Annotated in this window: 17 protein-coding genes; 4 read left to right on the top strand and 13 right to left on the bottom strand. The window is 60.6% G+C overall.

The annotated features are described in order from the left end of the window. Positions 1 to 11: 11 nt before the first annotated feature. Positions 12 to 1,583: a serine hydrolase gene (locus EM6_RS02140; RefSeq protein WP_172961105.1), complete on the bottom strand. Its 1,572-nt coding sequence runs from the start codon at positions 1,581 to 1,583 to the stop codon at positions 12 to 14. A gap of 141 nt (positions 1,584 to 1,724) precedes the next feature. On the opposite strand from EM6_RS02140, the gene ychF reads away from it, so the two are divergent. After that, positions 1,725 to 2,837 (top strand): redox-regulated ATPase YchF, encoded by a 1,113-nt coding sequence (ychF, locus tag EM6_RS02135; RefSeq protein WP_126419933.1) that lies wholly within the window; start codon positions 1,725 to 1,727, stop codon positions 2,835 to 2,837. 21 nt (positions 2,838 to 2,858) lie between these two features. Here ychF and EM6_RS02130 read toward each other — a convergent pair whose 3' ends face one another. The 5 genes from EM6_RS02130 to petA form a co-directional block, all read right to left on the bottom strand. Next, positions 2,859 to 3,218 (bottom strand): DUF2750 domain-containing protein, encoded by a 360-nt coding sequence (locus EM6_RS02130; protein ID WP_126419932.1) that lies wholly within the window; start codon positions 3,216 to 3,218, stop codon positions 2,859 to 2,861. A gap of 9 nt (positions 3,219 to 3,227) precedes the next feature. Next, entirely contained in the window at positions 3,228 to 3,953 is a 726-nt protein-coding gene (locus tag EM6_RS02125) for an HD domain-containing protein (protein ID WP_126419930.1), read from the bottom strand. 290 nt (positions 3,954 to 4,243) lie between these two features. Beyond that, positions 4,244 to 5,113: a cytochrome c1 gene (locus EM6_RS02120; RefSeq protein ID WP_126419928.1), complete on the bottom strand. Its 870-nt coding sequence runs from the start codon at positions 5,111 to 5,113 to the stop codon at positions 4,244 to 4,246. Between the two features lie 5 nt (positions 5,114 to 5,118). Continuing rightward, positions 5,119 to 6,414: a cytochrome b gene (locus EM6_RS02115; RefSeq protein ID WP_126419926.1), complete on the bottom strand. Its 1,296-nt coding sequence runs from the start codon at positions 6,412 to 6,414 to the stop codon at positions 5,119 to 5,121. A 10-nt stretch (positions 6,415 to 6,424) separates the two neighbouring features. Then, the gene (petA, locus tag EM6_RS02110; RefSeq protein ID WP_126419924.1) at positions 6,425 to 6,964 is read right to left on the bottom strand and encodes a ubiquinol-cytochrome c reductase iron-sulfur subunit; all 540 of its coding nucleotides are present in this window, start codon (positions 6,962 to 6,964) and stop codon (positions 6,425 to 6,427) included. A 228-nt stretch (positions 6,965 to 7,192) separates the two neighbouring features. Between petA and EM6_RS02105 the strand changes: the two genes are divergently transcribed. Continuing rightward, on the top strand, positions 7,193 to 7,672 hold the full coding sequence (locus EM6_RS02105) for a tRNA (cytidine(34)-2'-O)-methyltransferase (protein WP_126419923.1): 480 nt from the start codon (positions 7,193 to 7,195) through the stop codon (positions 7,670 to 7,672). Positions 7,673 to 7,681: 9 nt separating this feature from the next. Beyond that, positions 7,682 to 8,596, top strand: a complete 915-nt coding sequence (gene hemF, locus EM6_RS02100; RefSeq protein ID WP_126419921.1) for an oxygen-dependent coproporphyrinogen oxidase — start codon at positions 7,682 to 7,684, stop codon at positions 8,594 to 8,596. 29 nt (positions 8,597 to 8,625) lie between these two features. On the opposite strand, the gene EM6_RS02095 is transcribed toward hemF, so the two are convergent. From EM6_RS02095 to EM6_RS02070, 6 genes are all read right to left on the bottom strand, one after another. Continuing rightward, on the bottom strand, positions 8,626 to 9,009 hold the full coding sequence (locus EM6_RS02095; protein WP_126419919.1) for a hypothetical protein: 384 nt from the start codon (positions 9,007 to 9,009) through the stop codon (positions 8,626 to 8,628). Then, on the bottom strand, positions 9,006 to 9,716 hold the full coding sequence (locus tag EM6_RS02090; RefSeq protein WP_126419917.1) for a type 1 glutamine amidotransferase: 711 nt from the start codon (positions 9,714 to 9,716) through the stop codon (positions 9,006 to 9,008). The genes EM6_RS02095 and EM6_RS02090 overlap by 4 nt, the downstream gene beginning before the upstream one ends. A gap of 21 nt (positions 9,717 to 9,737) precedes the next feature. Then, positions 9,738 to 10,967 carry a CCA tRNA nucleotidyltransferase gene (locus EM6_RS02085; RefSeq protein ID WP_126419915.1) on the bottom strand — a complete coding sequence of 410 codons (1,230 nt, stop codon included), beginning with the start codon at positions 10,965 to 10,967 and terminating at the stop codon, positions 9,738 to 9,740. 35 nt (positions 10,968 to 11,002) lie between these two features. Further along, a complete protein-coding gene (locus EM6_RS02080) occupies positions 11,003 to 11,509 on the bottom strand; it encodes a DUF1285 domain-containing protein (RefSeq protein ID WP_126419913.1) in 507 nt (168 codons plus the stop codon). After that, complete coding sequence (locus EM6_RS02075; protein WP_232037070.1) at positions 11,506 to 12,039, bottom strand: GNAT family N-acetyltransferase; 534 nt, start codon at positions 12,037 to 12,039, stop codon at positions 11,506 to 11,508. Before EM6_RS02075 ends, EM6_RS02080 begins: the two co-directional genes overlap by 4 nt. A 112-nt stretch (positions 12,040 to 12,151) precedes the next feature. After that, positions 12,152 to 12,880 (bottom strand): enoyl-CoA hydratase-related protein, encoded by a 729-nt coding sequence (locus EM6_RS02070; protein WP_126419911.1) that lies wholly within the window; start codon positions 12,878 to 12,880, stop codon positions 12,152 to 12,154. Between the two features lie 231 nt (positions 12,881 to 13,111). Between EM6_RS02070 and EM6_RS02065 the strand changes: the two genes are divergently transcribed. After that, positions 13,112 to 14,497 carry a hypothetical protein gene (locus tag EM6_RS02065; protein WP_126419910.1) on the top strand — a complete coding sequence of 462 codons (1,386 nt, stop codon included), beginning with the start codon at positions 13,112 to 13,114 and terminating at the stop codon, positions 14,495 to 14,497. Between the two features lie 193 nt (positions 14,498 to 14,690). On the opposite strand, the gene EM6_RS02060 is transcribed toward EM6_RS02065, so the two are convergent. Then, positions 14,691 to 16,016: a dihydroorotase gene (locus EM6_RS02060; RefSeq protein WP_126419908.1), complete on the bottom strand. Its 1,326-nt coding sequence runs from the start codon at positions 16,014 to 16,016 to the stop codon at positions 14,691 to 14,693. Between the last annotated feature and the right edge of the window lie 70 nt (positions 16,017 to 16,086).

Below are 16,086 nucleotides of genomic sequence, written 5' to 3'. Positions count from 1 at the left end.
CACCCACCTGCTCATATCTTCCGCAGATCAAGGTCCTGATAGTCGAAGCTGAAATCCGCCAGCGGCGAATAGGCCACCAGCTTCATACCCGCAACCTTGCCGTCCTTGACTTCGAACGTCACCACGGCGTCCTCGCCCCAGCCGACCGGGAAGCGTGTTCGAAAAACGTCCGGTCCAAACACCTCCAGCGGTCCTTTCAGGCGCGGCGTGCGGGTGAAATCCAGCGTCAGGCGCGCCGTCTTGCCCTTGCCGCTCACCGCCACCGTCACATCGCCATACCAGGCATCGCGATAGGTGCCGGCATAGGCCGACAGCGGCAGGGACGGGCCGCCCGGCTGCGCCTTAGGCGCATCGGCCAGCGCCTTATCCGCCGCCTTGGCCGTGCCTTCAACGGCCGCCTTCAGCCAGTCATAGGTCGGCGCCCCGATCAGCAGGTCGAGAATGGCGTTGCGAATCTGCCCGCTCGCCCCATCTTCGACATTGGTATAGACGGCGACCGCTATGCCCTTTTCCGGCAACAGGGCCTGCTGCGTCACCTGCCCGACCAGCCCGCCAGAGTGCGACACCAGACGCAGGCCGCGATAATCCTGAATGAACCAGCCCAGACCATAGGTACGGAACAGCGCTGCCGTCGGCATCTCTGACGTCGGCCCCATCCCGGCCCCGACCATCGTGTTGGGCTTCCACATTTCGCGCGACGAGGCCTCGGAAAACAGCCGTTGACCATTTGGCATCACGCCCTTTTTCAGTTGGGTATGCAGCCACGGCAATATGCCCGTCACGCTGGTGACCAGCCCCGCCGCCGGTGAAAAGGACAGGGTCTCTTCCGGCAGCACCACCTTATAATCCCCCATGCCGCGCAGCGGTCCGGTCAGGCGCGCGTGCCGCCCCGCCACATTGCTCCCGGTCACATTGGGCCAACCCAGCACCGTATCGGCCATGCCCAAGGGCGTCAGCAGACGCTCGGTCACAAAGCGCTCATAGGTCTGACCCGACACCCGCTCGATGACCAGACCGGCGATGGTGAACATGACATTGTTATAGGCATAGCCCGAACGGAAGGGGTATTGCGGCTTGAGAAACTGTACCCCCTTGAGCTGATCCTCCCGCGTGTGGTCTGACGCCGGGAACAGCATCAGATCGCCCTGCCCCAGCCCCAGACCGGCCCGGTGCGACAGCAGGTCCCGCACCGTCACCAGCGGTGTCAGGGCCGAGTCGTACATTTTAAATTCGGGGATATAGCGCACGACCGGCGCGTCCCATTCGACCTTTTTCTCTTCGACCAGCAGGGCCAGAGCCGCCGCCGTAAAGGCCTTGGTGTTCGACGCGACGCCGAACTGCGTATGCACATCGACCTTGTCCGGCTTGCCCAGGGTGCGGACGCCATAGCCCTTCACATAGTCGGGCTGACCGGGCCGGATGACGGCGACAGCCACGCCCGGCAAGGCCAACTTCTCCATAAAGGCTTCGACAATAGCGTCAATCTGCGCCGTGTCCGAGGTTTGCGCAACGGCAGGCAGGGCCGTCGCCGCGGCAAGGCCCGCAGTCAGGGTGAGGAACGAACGGCGGTCGGTGCGCAACATAGTCATATCCTTGCAATAGATACCACAGCCTACTCCGCGTCATTTCGATTACGCAAGCACCTCTGTCTTTAAAGCACTGGCCTTGCCGGGGAAAATGCGTTAGGCAGCGGGCCAATTTCTCTCTTCTCCGCTTGGAATCCCATGGCCCTGAAAGTCGCAATCGTCGGTCTGCCCAATGTCGGCAAGTCCACCCTGTTCAACGCCCTGACCCAGACCGCCTCGGCCCAGGCTGCCAACTACCCCTTCTGCACCATCGAGCCGAACACCGGCGAAGTGGCCGTGCCGGAGCCGCGCCTTGAGGTGCTGGCCAAGATCGTCGGCTCGAAGGAAATCATCCCCGCCCGCATCAACTTCGTCGATATTGCCGGTCTGGTGCGCGGCGCGTCGAAGGGCGAAGGGCTCGGCAACCAGTTCCTTGCCAATATCCGCGACTGCGACGCCATTGCCTTTGTGGCGCGCTGCTTCGTCGATACGGACATCACCCACGTCGAAGGCCGCATTGACCCGCTGGCTGATCTGGAAATAATCGAAACCGAGTTGATGATCGCCGATCTGGAATCGCTGGAAAAGCGCCTGCCGCAGCTTGAAAAGCGCGCCAAGTCGGGCGGCGACAAGGACGCGGCCCTCACCGTATCTCTGATCCATGCCGCTCTGGCCGAACTGCGCGATGGCCGCCCGGCCCGCGTCGCCTATGAGAAAGGCAAGATCAGCAAGGAAGACACCAAGGCGTGGGAGATGCTGCAACTGCTGACCTCAAAGCCCGCTCTGTATGTCTGTAACGTCGATGAGGCCTCGGCTTCGACCGGCAACGACCTGTCGGAGATCGTCTCGAAGCGCGCCGCCGCCGATCACGCCAAGTCGGTGGTCATTTCGGCGCAGATCGAATCGGAAATCGCGCTGCTCGATGCCGATGAGCGTCAGGAGTTTCTGGAAACGCTTGGCCTCGAAGAACCGGGCCTCAACCGCCTGATCCGCGAAGCCTACGCCCTGCTGGGCCTGCAATCCTACTTCACCGTCGGCCCCAAGGAAGCGCGCGCCTGGACCATCCATGTTGGCGATACCGCGCCGCAGGCCGCCGGCGTCATCCATACGGACTTTGAAAAGGGCTTCATCCGCGCCGAAACCATCGCCTATGAGGACTTTGTGAAGTTCAACGGTGAAGCGGGTGCCAAGGAAAACGGCAAGTTCCGTCAAGAAGGCAAGGAATACATCGTCAAGGACGGCGATGTGATGAACTTCCGGTTCAATGTTTAATCCTGAAGGCTGGCCTTATGGTCAGCCTTTTATTTGCTTACTTTCCATACGAGCCATAACCTCGTCAGGTGTTAGATCATAACCAGTGGCTGCTATCCCAGACCAGTTAATGCCTACCAGGGTATCATCTGCTTTCAGACCCGGCAGCCATTTTTCCACAAATACCTGCAATGATAACCGGTAGACAGCAAAACCCTGATAGGCTGACACTGTCTCTATTATACGCTGAGCGCGGCTCTGTTGAGACCAAAAAGGCATGCTTCTTTGCCCGGCTGAGGTCATTGGTGCCGGAAACCCCTGTTCATCACAGATCGTCCAAACCACTTGCGAAGTTATAACTTCGTTGAAGAAAGCGGTCATTTGAGCTGCGGATACGCTCATAGTCGTTTGCTATATTTCTTCGTGAAGATATTCTATAAACGCCTTCATGCGGGCGTGGCGTAGATCGGCCATATCGCGGCCGGCGGCGGTCTGAAAACCGGATTTCAGCTTGAACAGCTTGGTTTCAAAGTGGTCCAGCGCGAAGCTGAGGTCATCCAGTTCGCGTTCTTCGGCCTTTGGGTCGAACGGGTCGTAGAGGGCGCTGTTCATGCGCCCGGCCGTGTAGAAACAGCGTGCGATGCCGACAAAGCCGATGGCGTCCAGACGGTCGGCGTCCTGCACGATCTTCGCTTCCAGCGTTTCCGGCGCGACATTGGCACTGAACGAATGGGTCAGTATGGCGTGAGCAGCGGCCTTTCTGCGCGCGGGTTCCCAGCCCATCGCCGCCAGTATGTCGCTCGCTTTTTCCGCAGACAGGCGCGAGGCTTCGGCGCGCAGGGGGGAATTTTTCTCGACCTGAACGCAATCGTGCAGCAGGACCGCCGCCGCCACGATTTCGGCCTCACCATTTTCGGCGGCACAGAGGGTCATGGCGACCTTGAACACACGCTGGAGGTGCGACACGTCGTGCGAACCGTCGTCACTGCTGCCCAGAACGTGCGGCAGCAAGGCCTCGGCCAGAGCTTCATGCGGCGCAAAGGACGGTGCCAGACGGGCGGCCATCATCTTTTGCAGGGCCTGCGCATCAGGAAACCGGCTGGTGCCTTTGGAAACGGGTTGGGTCTGACAATCCATGGACGACTCGATACTGTCCCCTGCCTCGGCCTGATCTGTAGCACGTGATCACGAAGGGATGTGCCCTTTTACACCGGATGAGCGATCACTTTTTGAATCCCCCAACAGAAAAAGCCCCCGGCGAACCGAGGGCTTTGAAAATGCGCGACTAATCGTCTTGCATGGCTCGCTGCGAGGCGGCAAGAAGACCTGACTTTCAAGACCCGGAGCGCAGCGTACACCAGTACGTGAGCACCGGAAGCTTGAAAGACGGGGCTTCGCAGCCCCTCGCCGTAGAGCCAGGCTGGCGATTAGTGTTTGCCGTGCCAGAGCTTGCGGTACGCCGCATAGGTCACACCGGCGAACAGCAGCAGATAGATCAGCACGCCCACACCGGTCTTCTTGCGAAGCGTGGCGTGCGGGTCACCGGCCCATTCCAAGAAGGCCGCGACGTCGGCAGCCATCTGATGCGTCGTGGCCTTGGTGCCATCGTCATAGGTGACCAGATCGTCCTTCAGCGGCGGAGCCATGGCCAGCACGCCACCGGGAGGAACATGCTTTGGATCCCCCTTCCAGGCGCTGTGCAGATCACCTGCCATATAGGGGTTGTAGTGCTGCCCCTCATTTACGGTCAGCCCCTTCGGAGTCCCAACGTATCCCGTCAGCAGCGAATAGACGTAACGGGCACCGCCGTGGCGCGCCTTGGTGATCACCGACAGATCGGGCGGGATAGCCCCACCATTAGACGCCGCTGCGGCATAGGTGTTGGCGAACTTGGCCGGGAAGTGATCGGACGGTGTCGCCGGACGGGTGATGGCGTCACCTGTGTCTGTGTCAACATCCGGCACTTCGAACTCTGAGGCGATCTGCTTGACGATCGGGTTGTCGTTCGGGTTCTTGTACTTCGGATCGTAGAAGGGGCCGCCCTTCTGACCGAGGTTACGGAACGACATCAGGGTCGCCGAGTGGCAGTTGGAGCAGACTTCGCGGAACACCTTATAGCCGCGCTGGAGCTGGCCCTGATCGAAGGTGCCGAACGGCCCTTCGAAGCTGAAGCCTTCCTTGGGCGCGTGCGGATGCTTGGCCCCACCGGCCGCAAAGGCCGGTGCCGACAGGGCTAGGGTGGCGGTGATGGCGGCCAGTCCCAGAGCCTTAAGACCTTTTGTCATGATAGCGGACATGTGACCTAAGCCCCCTTCTTCTTCGCGTGTTCGGCGAGGATGGCCTCGCTGATGGATGCCGGAACCGGCAACGGATCTTCCTTCAGGCCGACCCAGGGCATGATGAGCAGGAAGAAGGCGAAGTAGTAGAGCGTCAGGGCGCGCGTCAGCCACAGGTAAGAATTAAACTCACCGTCGAACAGGGTAAAGCTGGGCAGACCCGGCACCACAGGGGCGTCCGGAAGCTGAGCCCCGCACCAGCCGAGGCCAAGGCAGACCACGACGAAGATGACGAAGAACCAGCGCATCACCGGGCGGTAACGCATGGAACGCACCTTCGACGTGTCAAGCCACGGCAGGACGAACAGCACGGCAATGGCACCGAACATCGCGATCACGCCGCCGAACTTATCCGGGATGGCGCGCAGGATGGCGTAGAAGGGCAGCAGATACCATTCCGGCACGATGTGCGCCGGGGTCACCAGCGGGTTGGCCGGGATGTAGTTATCGGCGTGGCCCAGGGCGTTCGGCATGAAGAAGACGAAGATCGAGAACAGGATCAGGAAGAAGATGATCCCCAGACCGTCCTTCACCGTCGCATACGGCGTGAAGGGCACGGTGTCTTCCTTCGACTTGATATCGACGCCCGCCGGGTTGTTTTGACCGACGACGTGCAGCGCCCAGATGTGCAGGATAACCACACCGGCGATCACGAAGGGCAGCAGATAATGCAGCGAGAAGAAGCGGTTGAGCGTCGCCTGATCCACCGCGAAGCCGCCTTGCAGCCAGGTGAGGATCGGGCCGCCGATGACGGGGATCGAACCGATCAGGTTGGTGATAACGACGGCGCCGTGGAAGGACATCTGCCCCCAAGGGAGGACGTAGCCCATAAAGGCCGTGGCGATCATCAGGAAGAAGATCAGGCAGCCCAAAATCCACAGGACTTCGCGCGGGGCCTTGTACGACCCGTAGTAAAGACCGCGGAACATGTGAACGAAGACGGCGAAGAAGAACATCGACGCGCCGTTGGCGTGCACATAACGGATCAGCCAGCCGTAATTCACGTCGCGCATGATGCGCTCAACGGAATTGAAGGCCAGATCGATATGCGCCGTGTAGTGCATGGCCAGAATGATGCCGGTCACGATCTGGATCATCAGACAAACGGACAGGATGCCGCCGAAAGTCCACCAGTAGTTCAGGTTGCGCGGCGTCGGATAATCGACAAACGAATCATAGGCGAGTCGAACGATCGGCAGTCGCTGGTCGAGCCACTTCTCGACGCCGGTCTTCGGCTCATAGGTTGACGGATGGTCGCTCATGATGCCCCTCTTAACCGATCTTCACTTTGGTGTCGGACAGGAACTGGAAGTCCGGCACGGCCAGATTCAGCGGTGCCGGCCCCTTACGGATACGACCCGATGTATCATAGTGCGAACCGTGGCAGGGGCAGAACCACCCGCCGTAATCGCCAGCCCCGAACGTCGGCACACACCCCAGGTGCGTGCACGAGCCCACGAGGATCAGATACTGTTCCTTCCCTTTTTTCACGCGGTCGGCGTCAACCTGCGGATCCTTGAGATCCGACAGCTTGACGTCCTGCGCTTCTTTGATTTCCTTGGGCGTGCGATAGCGAACGAACAAGGGCTTACCGCGCCACTTGATCACCACCTGCATACCTTCCTGTACCTTAGACAGGTCGAATTCCGTCGAAGCCAGAGCCAGGGTGTCTGCCGCGGGGTTCATCTGATCGACCAGCGGCGGAATAACCATCGCCACTGCGCCTACGGCGGCCGCACCCGCGGCTATGTAAATGAAATCGCGGCGGTTCGGGTCCCCATGACCGCCATGATCCGTAGCAGGTTCGCTCACCTTGACACCTCTTCGTCTTGCGCTCAATGCGCCGACCCGACCTGAACGGGCGGGACGCTTACCTCAATGCTCGCCGCCACAGGGCGGCCATAATTCTTATTGACCTGCGACCCCGCCGGTGGTTTTCCCCGACAAGACGCAGATAGCTCCTCTTACCTGTCAGAGGTCTTTCCGTCTATAGCGGCATTTGCGCGCCGAAAAAATCCTCTGTCCAAAATATGGCATAAAATGCGTCTGGCCCTTTTTCAACCGGATATTCCACAGAATCTAGGCAGTGCGTTACGTTTATGCGCGTGCCTTGATGTCGCACTGGACGTCATCGAACCCTGCGGCTTCCCCCTCAGCGACCGCGCCATCCGTCGCGCGGCCATGGACTATGGCGGTCAGGCCGATGTGACGCGGCATGATTCGTGGGCGGCCTTCCTGAACGGGCGCGACGATTGGCCGCAGGCGGCCCGTCTTGTCCTCTTCACCACAAAGGGAGCGGAGCCCTATCATAACTTTCAGTTTGGGCCGCACGACATCCTGCTGATGGGGCGTGAAAGCGCGGGTGTGCCGGACGACGTTCACAACGCCGCCGATGCCCGTCTGCTGATCCCCATGCGACCCGGTATGCGCTCGATCAATGTCATCAATGCTGCCGCCATGGCGCTGGGCGAGGCGCTTCGCCAGACGCAAGGGTTTGCCCCAACCCCGCCAATAGCCTAAAAGACCATCATGACCGCCACCGCCCCCCTCTCCGCCCCGCTTTCAGCCGATACCCTGAGCACGCGCCAGCAGGCCGCCGCCGTCTGGTTCCGCGCCTTGCGCGACCGCATCTGCGCCGCGTTTGAGGCGCTGGAGGACGCGGCCCCTGAGACGTTGTACGGACCGACGCCCGGCCGCTTTGTGCGTAAGCCCTGGACACGCTCTGACTCAGAACACGGCGATGGTGGTGGCGGCGAAATGTCGATGATGCACGGGCGGCTGTTCGAAAAGGTCGGCGTGCACATCTCAACCGTGCACGGCACCTTCAGCCCGGACTTCGCCAAAACCATACCGGGGGCCGCCGAAGACCCGCGCTTTTTCGCCACCGGCATCAGCCTGATCGCGCACATGTGGAACCCGCACGTCCCGGCGGTGCATATGAATACGCGCTTTATCACCACGACGCAGAGCTGGTTCGGCGGCGGCGCCGACCTGACGCCGCTTCTGGCCGCTGATCGTCGCGAAGACGCCCCGCAGACCAAAGCCTTCCACGCGGCCTTCGAAGCGACCTGCGATCATTTCGCGCCGGACTATTATGCGCGTTTCAAAAAGTGGTGTGATGAATACTTCTTCCTGCCTCACCGCAACGAACCGCGCGGCATTGGCGGTATCTTCTATGACCACCTCAACACCGGCGATCATGAGGCCGATTTTGCCTTCACCCGTGCAGTGGGCGAGACGTTTCTCGATATCTATCCGCGGCTCGTGCACGAACGTTTAGAACAGACATGGACAGAAGAGGAGCGCGATCAACAGTTGATACAGCGCGGCCGCTATGTCGAATTCAACCTGCTCTATGATCGCGGGACGCTGTTCGGCCTGAAAACCGGCGGCAATGTGGAGTCCATCCTGTCGTCCATGCCACCGGCGGTAAAGTGGCCGTAATTGGCTCAATGGCAAACGACTGAAAAGTCTTACGGCTCCAGATAATCGACCGTAATCCGGGAAAAGGTAAGTTCAACCTGTCCCCAACAGCCTTCGATATGAGCCCTGTTGCCTGTTAAAAGAAGCGTGTCGATATTACCGTAATCGACTTCACCATCGGCATCCGTAGAGAGGGCATTTTTCAAGCGCAAAGCCTTCCAATCTACATGCGAAACATTTTCAAATCTAAGGGCTAAACGCTTGAAGCAGTAGTATATTTCAGAAGGCGGCACCTGATAGGCCGGATGGTTTTCGGTCAGGACCGCATCCAGCAGGAAGATCAGATCGGGGTCCTGCTCAGCAATTCCCAAGACATAGCTGTCTTCCAGATAAATGTCTTGCAGAGCTGCACAGGCTTCAAAATATGGTTTCACGCCGCCAGAAACCGGGAAATCGCTGCCAGCACATGGTCGCGCGTCGTACCGGCCTTGAGGCTGTCCATCGCCTGATCGACCAGATGCTCGGAAATGCGCCAGCCGCGGCGGCTCATCCACAGATCACCGGCGAAGTTTTCACAAAATTCCGGATGGCACTGGAACGAAATCGCCTTGCGGTCGGTATAGGCCAGCGCGCCATAGGGCGTGAAGTCCGACCCGGCCAGCACCACCGCCGTGTCGGGCTTTCTGACCACCTGATCCTGATGGCTGACCGCGACCCGGATCGACGACAGGTCTGTTGTGGCCAGTTCGCGCCATAAGATATTGTCATGGATGGTATATTCGTGCAGGCCGACGCCCCAGCCCTTATCTGATTTTTCAACGTGGCCGCCCCAGGCCTGCGCCATCACCTGATGACCGAAGCAAATTCCGACCACCGGCACCTGCGCATCCAGCCCCCTAAGCCAGCCGATGAGGTCCGAAATCCACGCATGATCTTCATAGACCCCGGCGGGCGAGCCGGTGATCACCACGCCGGCGAGTTTGTCATCGGGTCCCGGCAATTCGCCTTCCATGGTGCGGAACACGCGAAACTGGCGCTCCGGCGCGGCCAGATGCGTGCGAAACATGTCGGCATAGGTGCCGTATGTTTCGCTGAGATTTTCAGGCGGCACACCGGTTTCAAGGATAGCAACGTAGGACATAAGGCAAACAGCAACGGGGTTTTACTGGCCTCTTATGTTTGCCTGTTTGGCTATGGCGTCAATGGCGTCCTCAATCACGATTGGTGAGAAATCGTGTGCGATCCAGTTGGCCTCAATACGGCGCAGCGTTTGCCCCAGTTCCGGGCCGGGCGCGAGGCCGGCAGAGATCAGGCGGGCAGACTTCAGCGGAAAAACCGGCACGTCGATCTGTTTGAGGTTCTGATCGAGGGCTTGCCACGTCTCTGGACTCACCCGCGCTTCGGCCCCCCGCAGCACAAGCGCATCGCTCAGCGCCTGCGGGCCATGGCGATAGAGCCCGCGCCTCAGAGCCGCCAGTGACGCCCTGACATCGGCCTCCGCATAGGCGGCAGCGGCCGCGCTCAGACGGTTGGCTACGCGATTGGACAGGCGCAGACGCTGGGTTAAGGCGGCAAGCGCCTCAGCCCATCCGTGGCCTCCGATCAGTATAATCAATCGTTGAATAACGTCTGAGGTCAGGGGGAAACCTGCCGCCACGCGCTCGGGATTCACGGGGGCACCCGGCACAACGTACGCCATGACCCCGGTTTCGATCATGCGCTGTACGACATTTACCGGGTCAGCAATAGCGAGCAACTTGAACAATTCCTGCTGGATACGCTCACCCGACAGGCTGTCTATCCCTTCCCGCAAGGCCACGCAGGCGCTCAAGGACGCCTCATCCAAGCCCCGCCCATGACTGGCGCTAAAACGGAAAAAACGCAATATTCTCAGATAGTCTTCGCGAAGTCTTGTCTCAGCGTCTCCGATAAGGCGCACCCGCCCGGCCTGCACGTCGTCAAGCCCCTGCCCCGTCGGATCGAACACCTCGCCGCGAATATCGGCATAGAGGGCGTTGAGGTAGAAATCACGGCGTTGCGCGTCACGGCTCCAGTCCGTCGTATAGCTGACTACGGCGCGGCGGCCATCGGTTTCGACGTCTTCGCGCAGGGAGGTGATTTCGAACAGCCGGCCCTCGATCACTGCGGTAATGGTGCCAAAGGCCTTGCCGGTCGGCACATGGCGGATACCCGCCGCCGACAGCGCCGCCTCGGTGGCGTCCGGCGTCAGTTGCGTCGAAAGATCGAGATCGCCCGGCGTGCGGCCCATGACCACGTCACGCACACAGCCGCCGACAAAACGCACACAGGCTGCCCCCCCTGCCGCTTCGAGCGCGGCAAAGACCTGCTGAACCGCTGGCGCGGTCATTTCCAGAGGAAGCGCGATAGGCACCAGGACAGCCTTATTTCTGTTACAGACTCCGGAACCTATGCTGAAACCACCGGGATTTCAAATCTCTGTCCGTCCAGCTCCAGCCGTACACTATCGCCGTCCAACTCCGCCGTCTCGAACAGACGGGCCGCGCAGGCGCGCGTCAGGCGCCCCCACAAATCGCCGCGCACCCGCATCCGCGGCTGCCACTCTTCGCCCTGCACCTCAATGACCAGTGGATGCGCGTCCGACAGGGGCAGCGGGTCGTCCTGATCGCTGCGGAAGACCCTGCCTTCGAAATCGACAATGCGAAACGGCAAATCCTCAACCCGGATGGTCAGCTTCTCAACGGGCGTGACCAGCACATAGCCGTCTGCGTCACGGCGCAGCAGTTTTGAAAACAGCCGCACGAGCGCCGGGCGGGCAATAGGCCGGCCTTCGTGCAGCCAGACGCCATCGCGGCGGATGAGAATATCCATGGCCCCGCACAGGGACGGCTGCCACGACTCAACAGGATAGTCTTTATCAGGAAAACGCGCGGCTTCGGTCAGCCAGCCGTTCATTTGTCCACCGCACCCATCAGAGGTTCGCCCTTATAGGCGGGGTTATAGAGGACCATCAGGCGGCGCAAATCGACCGGCCCCGGCAGGCTCAGCCCCTCGGCTTTCGCAAAGCCAAAGCTCTGAAAATAGGCCGGCGTACCGACCAGCAGAATGGCGGTCACGCCCGCGTCAAAGGCCGCCTTGATAGCGGTACGGATCAGGGCACGTCCGATACCCAGGCTTTGGTGATCTTCGTCAACGGCGATCGGCCCCAGAAAGGCCATGTCGCCTTTGAGCGCCTGATTGTCATCGCGCACCTTGACCGGCCACAGACGCACCGAACCGATAATGGCGGTTTCGCTGCGCCCGCCCTGTTCGATCCGGTGCATAACGAACGACAGGCCGGGGATGGGCTGATTGCCTTCGCGCAGGCGTTCCGCCGTCTTGGCGTAGCGGCCGGGTCCGAACACGCGGTTGACCAGCGCATCAGCGGCCTCACGCTCAGCCAGCGCCTCCACGGAAATCAGACGATCAAAGGCATAGCTATCCACGGCCAGACCTGACTTATATGCAACACATGCCACAATGCGGCAAAAACGGTCGCACCCTTTAGTCCTAAACCCATGCCCCGTCAAATAAACAAGGTTAGGCGATTGTTACAACTCAGCCTTTTTTGAGAAACGCCGCAAAGGCCGCCGCCGCTTCCGGACTCCTCAGACGCGCCAGAAAAATATCACCCTCGCGCACGATCTGGTCCCAGATGACGTCAGGCTGACGCATAAGGGCCTTGGCCTGAATGAGCGCCTCCAGAGGCAGGGCGGCCAGTTTTTCAGCAACGCTCAGAGATTCCGGTTCCAAAGCCTCACGGGCCACCACGCGATTGGCGACACCGGTGCTCAGCGCTTCGGCCGCCGGGATGACCCGCCCGGAGCTAAGCCACTCAAAGGCCCGCGCATGGCCGATTCGCTGGGTCAGCAGTAGGCTGGAACCGCCTTCGGGTGTCAGGCCCAGCTTGAGGAACGGCAGGCTGAGGCGCGCGTCTTCGGACAATAGCACCTGATCGCAATGCAGCAGCAGGGTCGTCCCCACCCCCACGGCCTGCCCCTGCACCGCCGCCACAATCGGCATCCGCGCATAGGTCAGGGCTTTGAGGAAACGAAAGACCGGCAGGGCTTCGACTGCGCCCTCGTGCGAGGCCAGTGAAATGAAATCGACAATGTCATTACCGGCGCAAAAGTCAGCGCCCTCGGCTTCGAGCAGGGCAACGCCCGGGGAAGTCTCGATCGCCTCGGACAGCGTGGTGTACATCGGGTGATCGAGAGCGTTTTTCTTGGCGGCCCGATCGAGCCTGATGCGCCTGATGCCCGCCGCGTCTGTCACCTTTACCGACATGCCGTTTCGTTCCCTTATTGTGTTATAATCCCACCTCTATATGGCACGTCTGCCGCTGGGTCAGGCAAGCCTCAAAATCGGAGCGTTTTTTTATGCCGAGTGCCATTTGCCGCGCGTTCCCGGCATTGCCTTCAAGCCGCCACATCCTGTAGAGACAATCCTGTTATAAAGAGCCGCTAAAATCCGGCCGTCGTCTCATTCACAGGTTCGCATTCAAGGAAAACGCAACCGATGTCTCTTTCCACCTTCCTCAGAGGCGCGGCTATGGCCGTAGCCGCCCTCGCGCTGGGGTGCAGCGCGGCCTCGGCTGCCGAAGCGGTCAAGCTCAACGATAAGCAACGCGCCAAGGGCGTGGCGGATGCCCCGGCCCTGATCCAGGCGGCGGGCGTGCCCTGTGAACCGGCGGATGCCTATTATGTCGGCGAGTCCAGCAGCAAAGGAGCCGATGGCAAACCGGTCAAGCTTCAGGTCACCGAAGTGTCCTGTAAGGCCGGAGGGGGCTACCTGCTCAGCAAGGACACCACGACGAACAAGGTCGATAAGTTCAACTGTACCCAAGCCTTTTCGCAAAACGCTGCCAACAACAAGCAGTCCAAGTGCATTTTGCCGGCCAACGAAAAGCACTATGCGTGGATGACGCCTCTGGCGCAGCAATATGACCAGGCCTGTACCGTTAGCAATGCCCGCTGGATGGGCGCGGTCACGGACCATGGCTTTGACCGCTACGAAGTGGCCTGCGACGGTCGCCCCGGCTTCGTGATGGACGTGCCCTTTACAGCCACCAGCGCCAAGCTGAGCTTTTCCAGCTGTCTGATGACCAAGGGCAACTCAGCCTGTCAGTACACCACTGAGGCGCAGGCCATGCAGTCCCTGCAAGCGCCCGTCAAACAAGCGCAGCCGTCGTGCACAGTGGAAAAAGCCCGCTGGATCGGTCGCGTCAACAGCGAAGGTCAGGACTTCTATGAAATCGGCTGCGCCGGCAAGCCCGGCTTCGTTTTGCAGACGACGACGACGATGAAGTACATCGCCAGTGTCGGCTGTGACCGCGCCGGTACGCTTGGCCCCTGCCAATACACGGACGCCGCCAGCCTGACCGCCGAAACGCGCACCGCCTATGGTGAAAAGCTGAAGGCGGCGGGTATCACCTGCACCGTCGCTGAATACAACCTGATCGGCACGGAAACCGCCACCAAGCGCGATCTGATCGAATTCAAATGCCCTGAGCAGAAGTTTGGTCTGGCGGCCTTTGTCCCGAACACCGGCTCGACGGCCAAGTTCGAAGCCATGGACTGCTTCACCATGATCTCACGCCGTAAGGAATGCGGTTTCGTGCCGCGCGCCACGCTGGACAAGCATCTGGACGTCCTGATCAAGGCGGCCAAGAAGGATTGCGACGTTCAGCAGGTTACCTATCTGGGCCGTGGCGACGATGACGCCGCTCTGGTCGAAATCGCCTGCACCAACAAGCGTGGCTATGTGGGTGCCGTGGTGAAGGCCCGCACGGGGTTCGATGAAGTCGTCTCCTGTAACATCGCCAAGAGCCGCAAATACCCGATCCAGTGTGAAATCCCCGGCAACGGCACCTACGTGCCACCGGCGGGTGGTTCCAACGACTGATCGGTGTTTTAACGCCCAACGAAAAGCCCCGCCGATCACTCGGCGGGGCTTTTTTTTGAATATTGGCCCCGAAAAATCACGAAAATATTGAGATGGATATTCGGCGCGCATTGGCCACCATAGGATAGCAAAAAAGCTGGCCCTTCGGGCAAAGCCATACCCATCTGGCTTTTCGTGTTTTTCGTGGCTTAAACTACAATATCTCCATGAAGCGGCAGGCTTCCCCCTGCGACGGCCGGACGATCTCGTCATCACGCATGACCACCTTGCCGCGGATGATGGTGGCCTTGGGCCAGCCGTGGGCTTCGAAGCCATCAAACGGCGTCCAGCCACAGCGCGACCGCATCTGATCGTGGGTGATGACCCGCTTGTGGTTCAGATCGACCAGCGTCACGTCGGCATCATAGCCTTCGGCCATCCGTCCCTTGCCTGCCACGCCGAAGACACGCTGCGCCCCGGCCGAGGTCAGGTCCACCAGCCGCTCCAGCGACAGCTTGCCATTGGCGACATGCGTCAGCATAACCGGCAACAGGGTCTGCACGCCGGGCATACCCGACGGCGAGGCCGGATAGGGCTTTTGCTTCTCTTCGATAGTGTGCGGCGCGTGGTCAGAGCCCAGCACGTCGGCGACGCCGTCGCTGATGCCGCGCCACAGGCCGTCGACGTGGTATTGATCGCGAATCGGCGGGTTCATCTGGGCATAACCTTTCAGGCGCTGATAGGCTTCGGGCGCCACCAGCGTCAGGTGCTGCGGCGTGATCTCGACCGTGGCTATGTCCTTATTGTGCGACAGGAACTCGATCTCTTCGGCGGTGGTGACGTGCAGGACGTGAATACGCTTGCCCGCTTCACGCGCCAGACGCACCAGACGGTGGGTGGACTGAATGGCCGACTGGGCATCCCGCACGAAGTCATGGCTGGTCCAGTCGCCTTCGCGGGCTAGGGCGCGGCGCTCGGCCAGACGGTATTCGTCCTCGGAATGGAAGGTGGCGCGGCGGTTGACGCTGGCCAGCACCTTGGCCACGCCCTCGTCATCGGCGATCAGCAAGGTGCCGGTCGAAGCCCCCATGAAGACCTTGACACCGCAGCAGCCCTTCATGCGCTCAAGCTCGCCCAGATGGGCGGCGTTTTCGTGCGTGCCGCCGACATAGAAGGCGTGGTCGCAGTGCATACGGTGATGCGCGCGCTTCAGCTTGTCCTCAAAGGTCACCGGATCGGTGGTGTTGGGATTGGTGTTCGGCATTTCGAACACGGCCACGACCCCGCCCATGACCGCAGCCTGAGAACCGGTTTCGAGGTCCTCCTTCCACTCCAGTCCCGGCTCGCGGAAGTGCACCTGCGTGTCGATGACGCCCGGCATGGCCAGAAGGCCTGTGGCGTCGAACACTTCGCCTGCCGAAGCCTGAGACAGGTCGCCAAAGGCCACGAACTTACCGGCGGTGATGCCGATATCGCCCTGCCCGCGCCCGGCGTGGTTGATGATGTCAGCGTTGCGGATGATCAGATCATAGGTCGGCATGAGGCGTCTCCGTTTCCCTTCTCCCTTGCGGGCGAAGGTGGCCTGAAAGGCCGGATGAGGGGGAAACAAC

The organism is Asticcacaulis excentricus (assembly GCF_003966695.1).
Taxonomy (GTDB): Bacteria; Pseudomonadota; Alphaproteobacteria; order Caulobacterales; family Caulobacteraceae; genus Asticcacaulis; species Asticcacaulis excentricus_A.
Note: the sequence above shows the minus strand (reverse complement) of the source record. Positions and strands in the feature narration are given on the sequence as shown.

Bases quoted from the DNA above. Each gene is read 5' to 3' on its own strand.
- EM6_RS02080 (WP_126419913.1), bottom strand. From the start codon at position 11,509: ATGAACGGCTGGCTGACCGAAGCCGCGCGTTTTCCTGATAAAGACTAT.
- EM6_RS02130 (WP_126419932.1), bottom strand. From the start codon at position 3,218: ATGAGCGTATCCGCAGCTCAAATGACCGCTTTCTTCAACGAAGTTATA.
- EM6_RS02120 (WP_126419928.1), bottom strand. From the start codon at position 5,113: ATGTCCGCTATCATGACAAAAGGTCTTAAGGCTCTGGGACTGGCCGCC.
- EM6_RS02060 (WP_126419908.1), bottom strand. From the start codon at position 16,016: ATGCCGACCTATGATCTGATCATCCGCAACGCTGACATCATCAACCAC.
- EM6_RS02065 (WP_126419910.1), top strand. From the start codon at position 13,112: ATGTCTCTTTCCACCTTCCTCAGAGGCGCGGCTATGGCCGTAGCCGCC.
- EM6_RS02105 (WP_126419923.1), top strand. From the start codon at position 7,193: ATGCGTCTGGCCCTTTTTCAACCGGATATTCCACAGAATCTAGGCAGT.
- EM6_RS02090 (WP_126419917.1), bottom strand. From the start codon at position 9,716: ATGTCCTACGTTGCTATCCTTGAAACCGGTGTGCCGCCTGAAAATCTC.
- EM6_RS02070 (WP_126419911.1), bottom strand. From the start codon at position 12,880: ATGTCGGTAAAGGTGACAGACGCGGCGGGCATCAGGCGCATCAGGCTC.
- EM6_RS02125 (WP_126419930.1), bottom strand. From the start codon at position 3,953: ATGGATTGTCAGACCCAACCCGTTTCCAAAGGCACCAGCCGGTTTCCT.
- EM6_RS02115 (WP_126419926.1), bottom strand. From the start codon at position 6,414: ATGAGCGACCATCCGTCAACCTATGAGCCGAAGACCGGCGTCGAGAAG.
- hemF (WP_126419921.1), top strand. From the start codon at position 7,682: ATGACCGCCACCGCCCCCCTCTCCGCCCCGCTTTCAGCCGATACCCTG.
- ychF (WP_126419933.1), top strand. From the start codon at position 1,725: ATGGCCCTGAAAGTCGCAATCGTCGGTCTGCCCAATGTCGGCAAGTCC.
- EM6_RS02140 (WP_172961105.1), bottom strand. From the start codon at position 1,583: ATGTTGCGCACCGACCGCCGTTCGTTCCTCACCCTGACTGCGGGCCTT.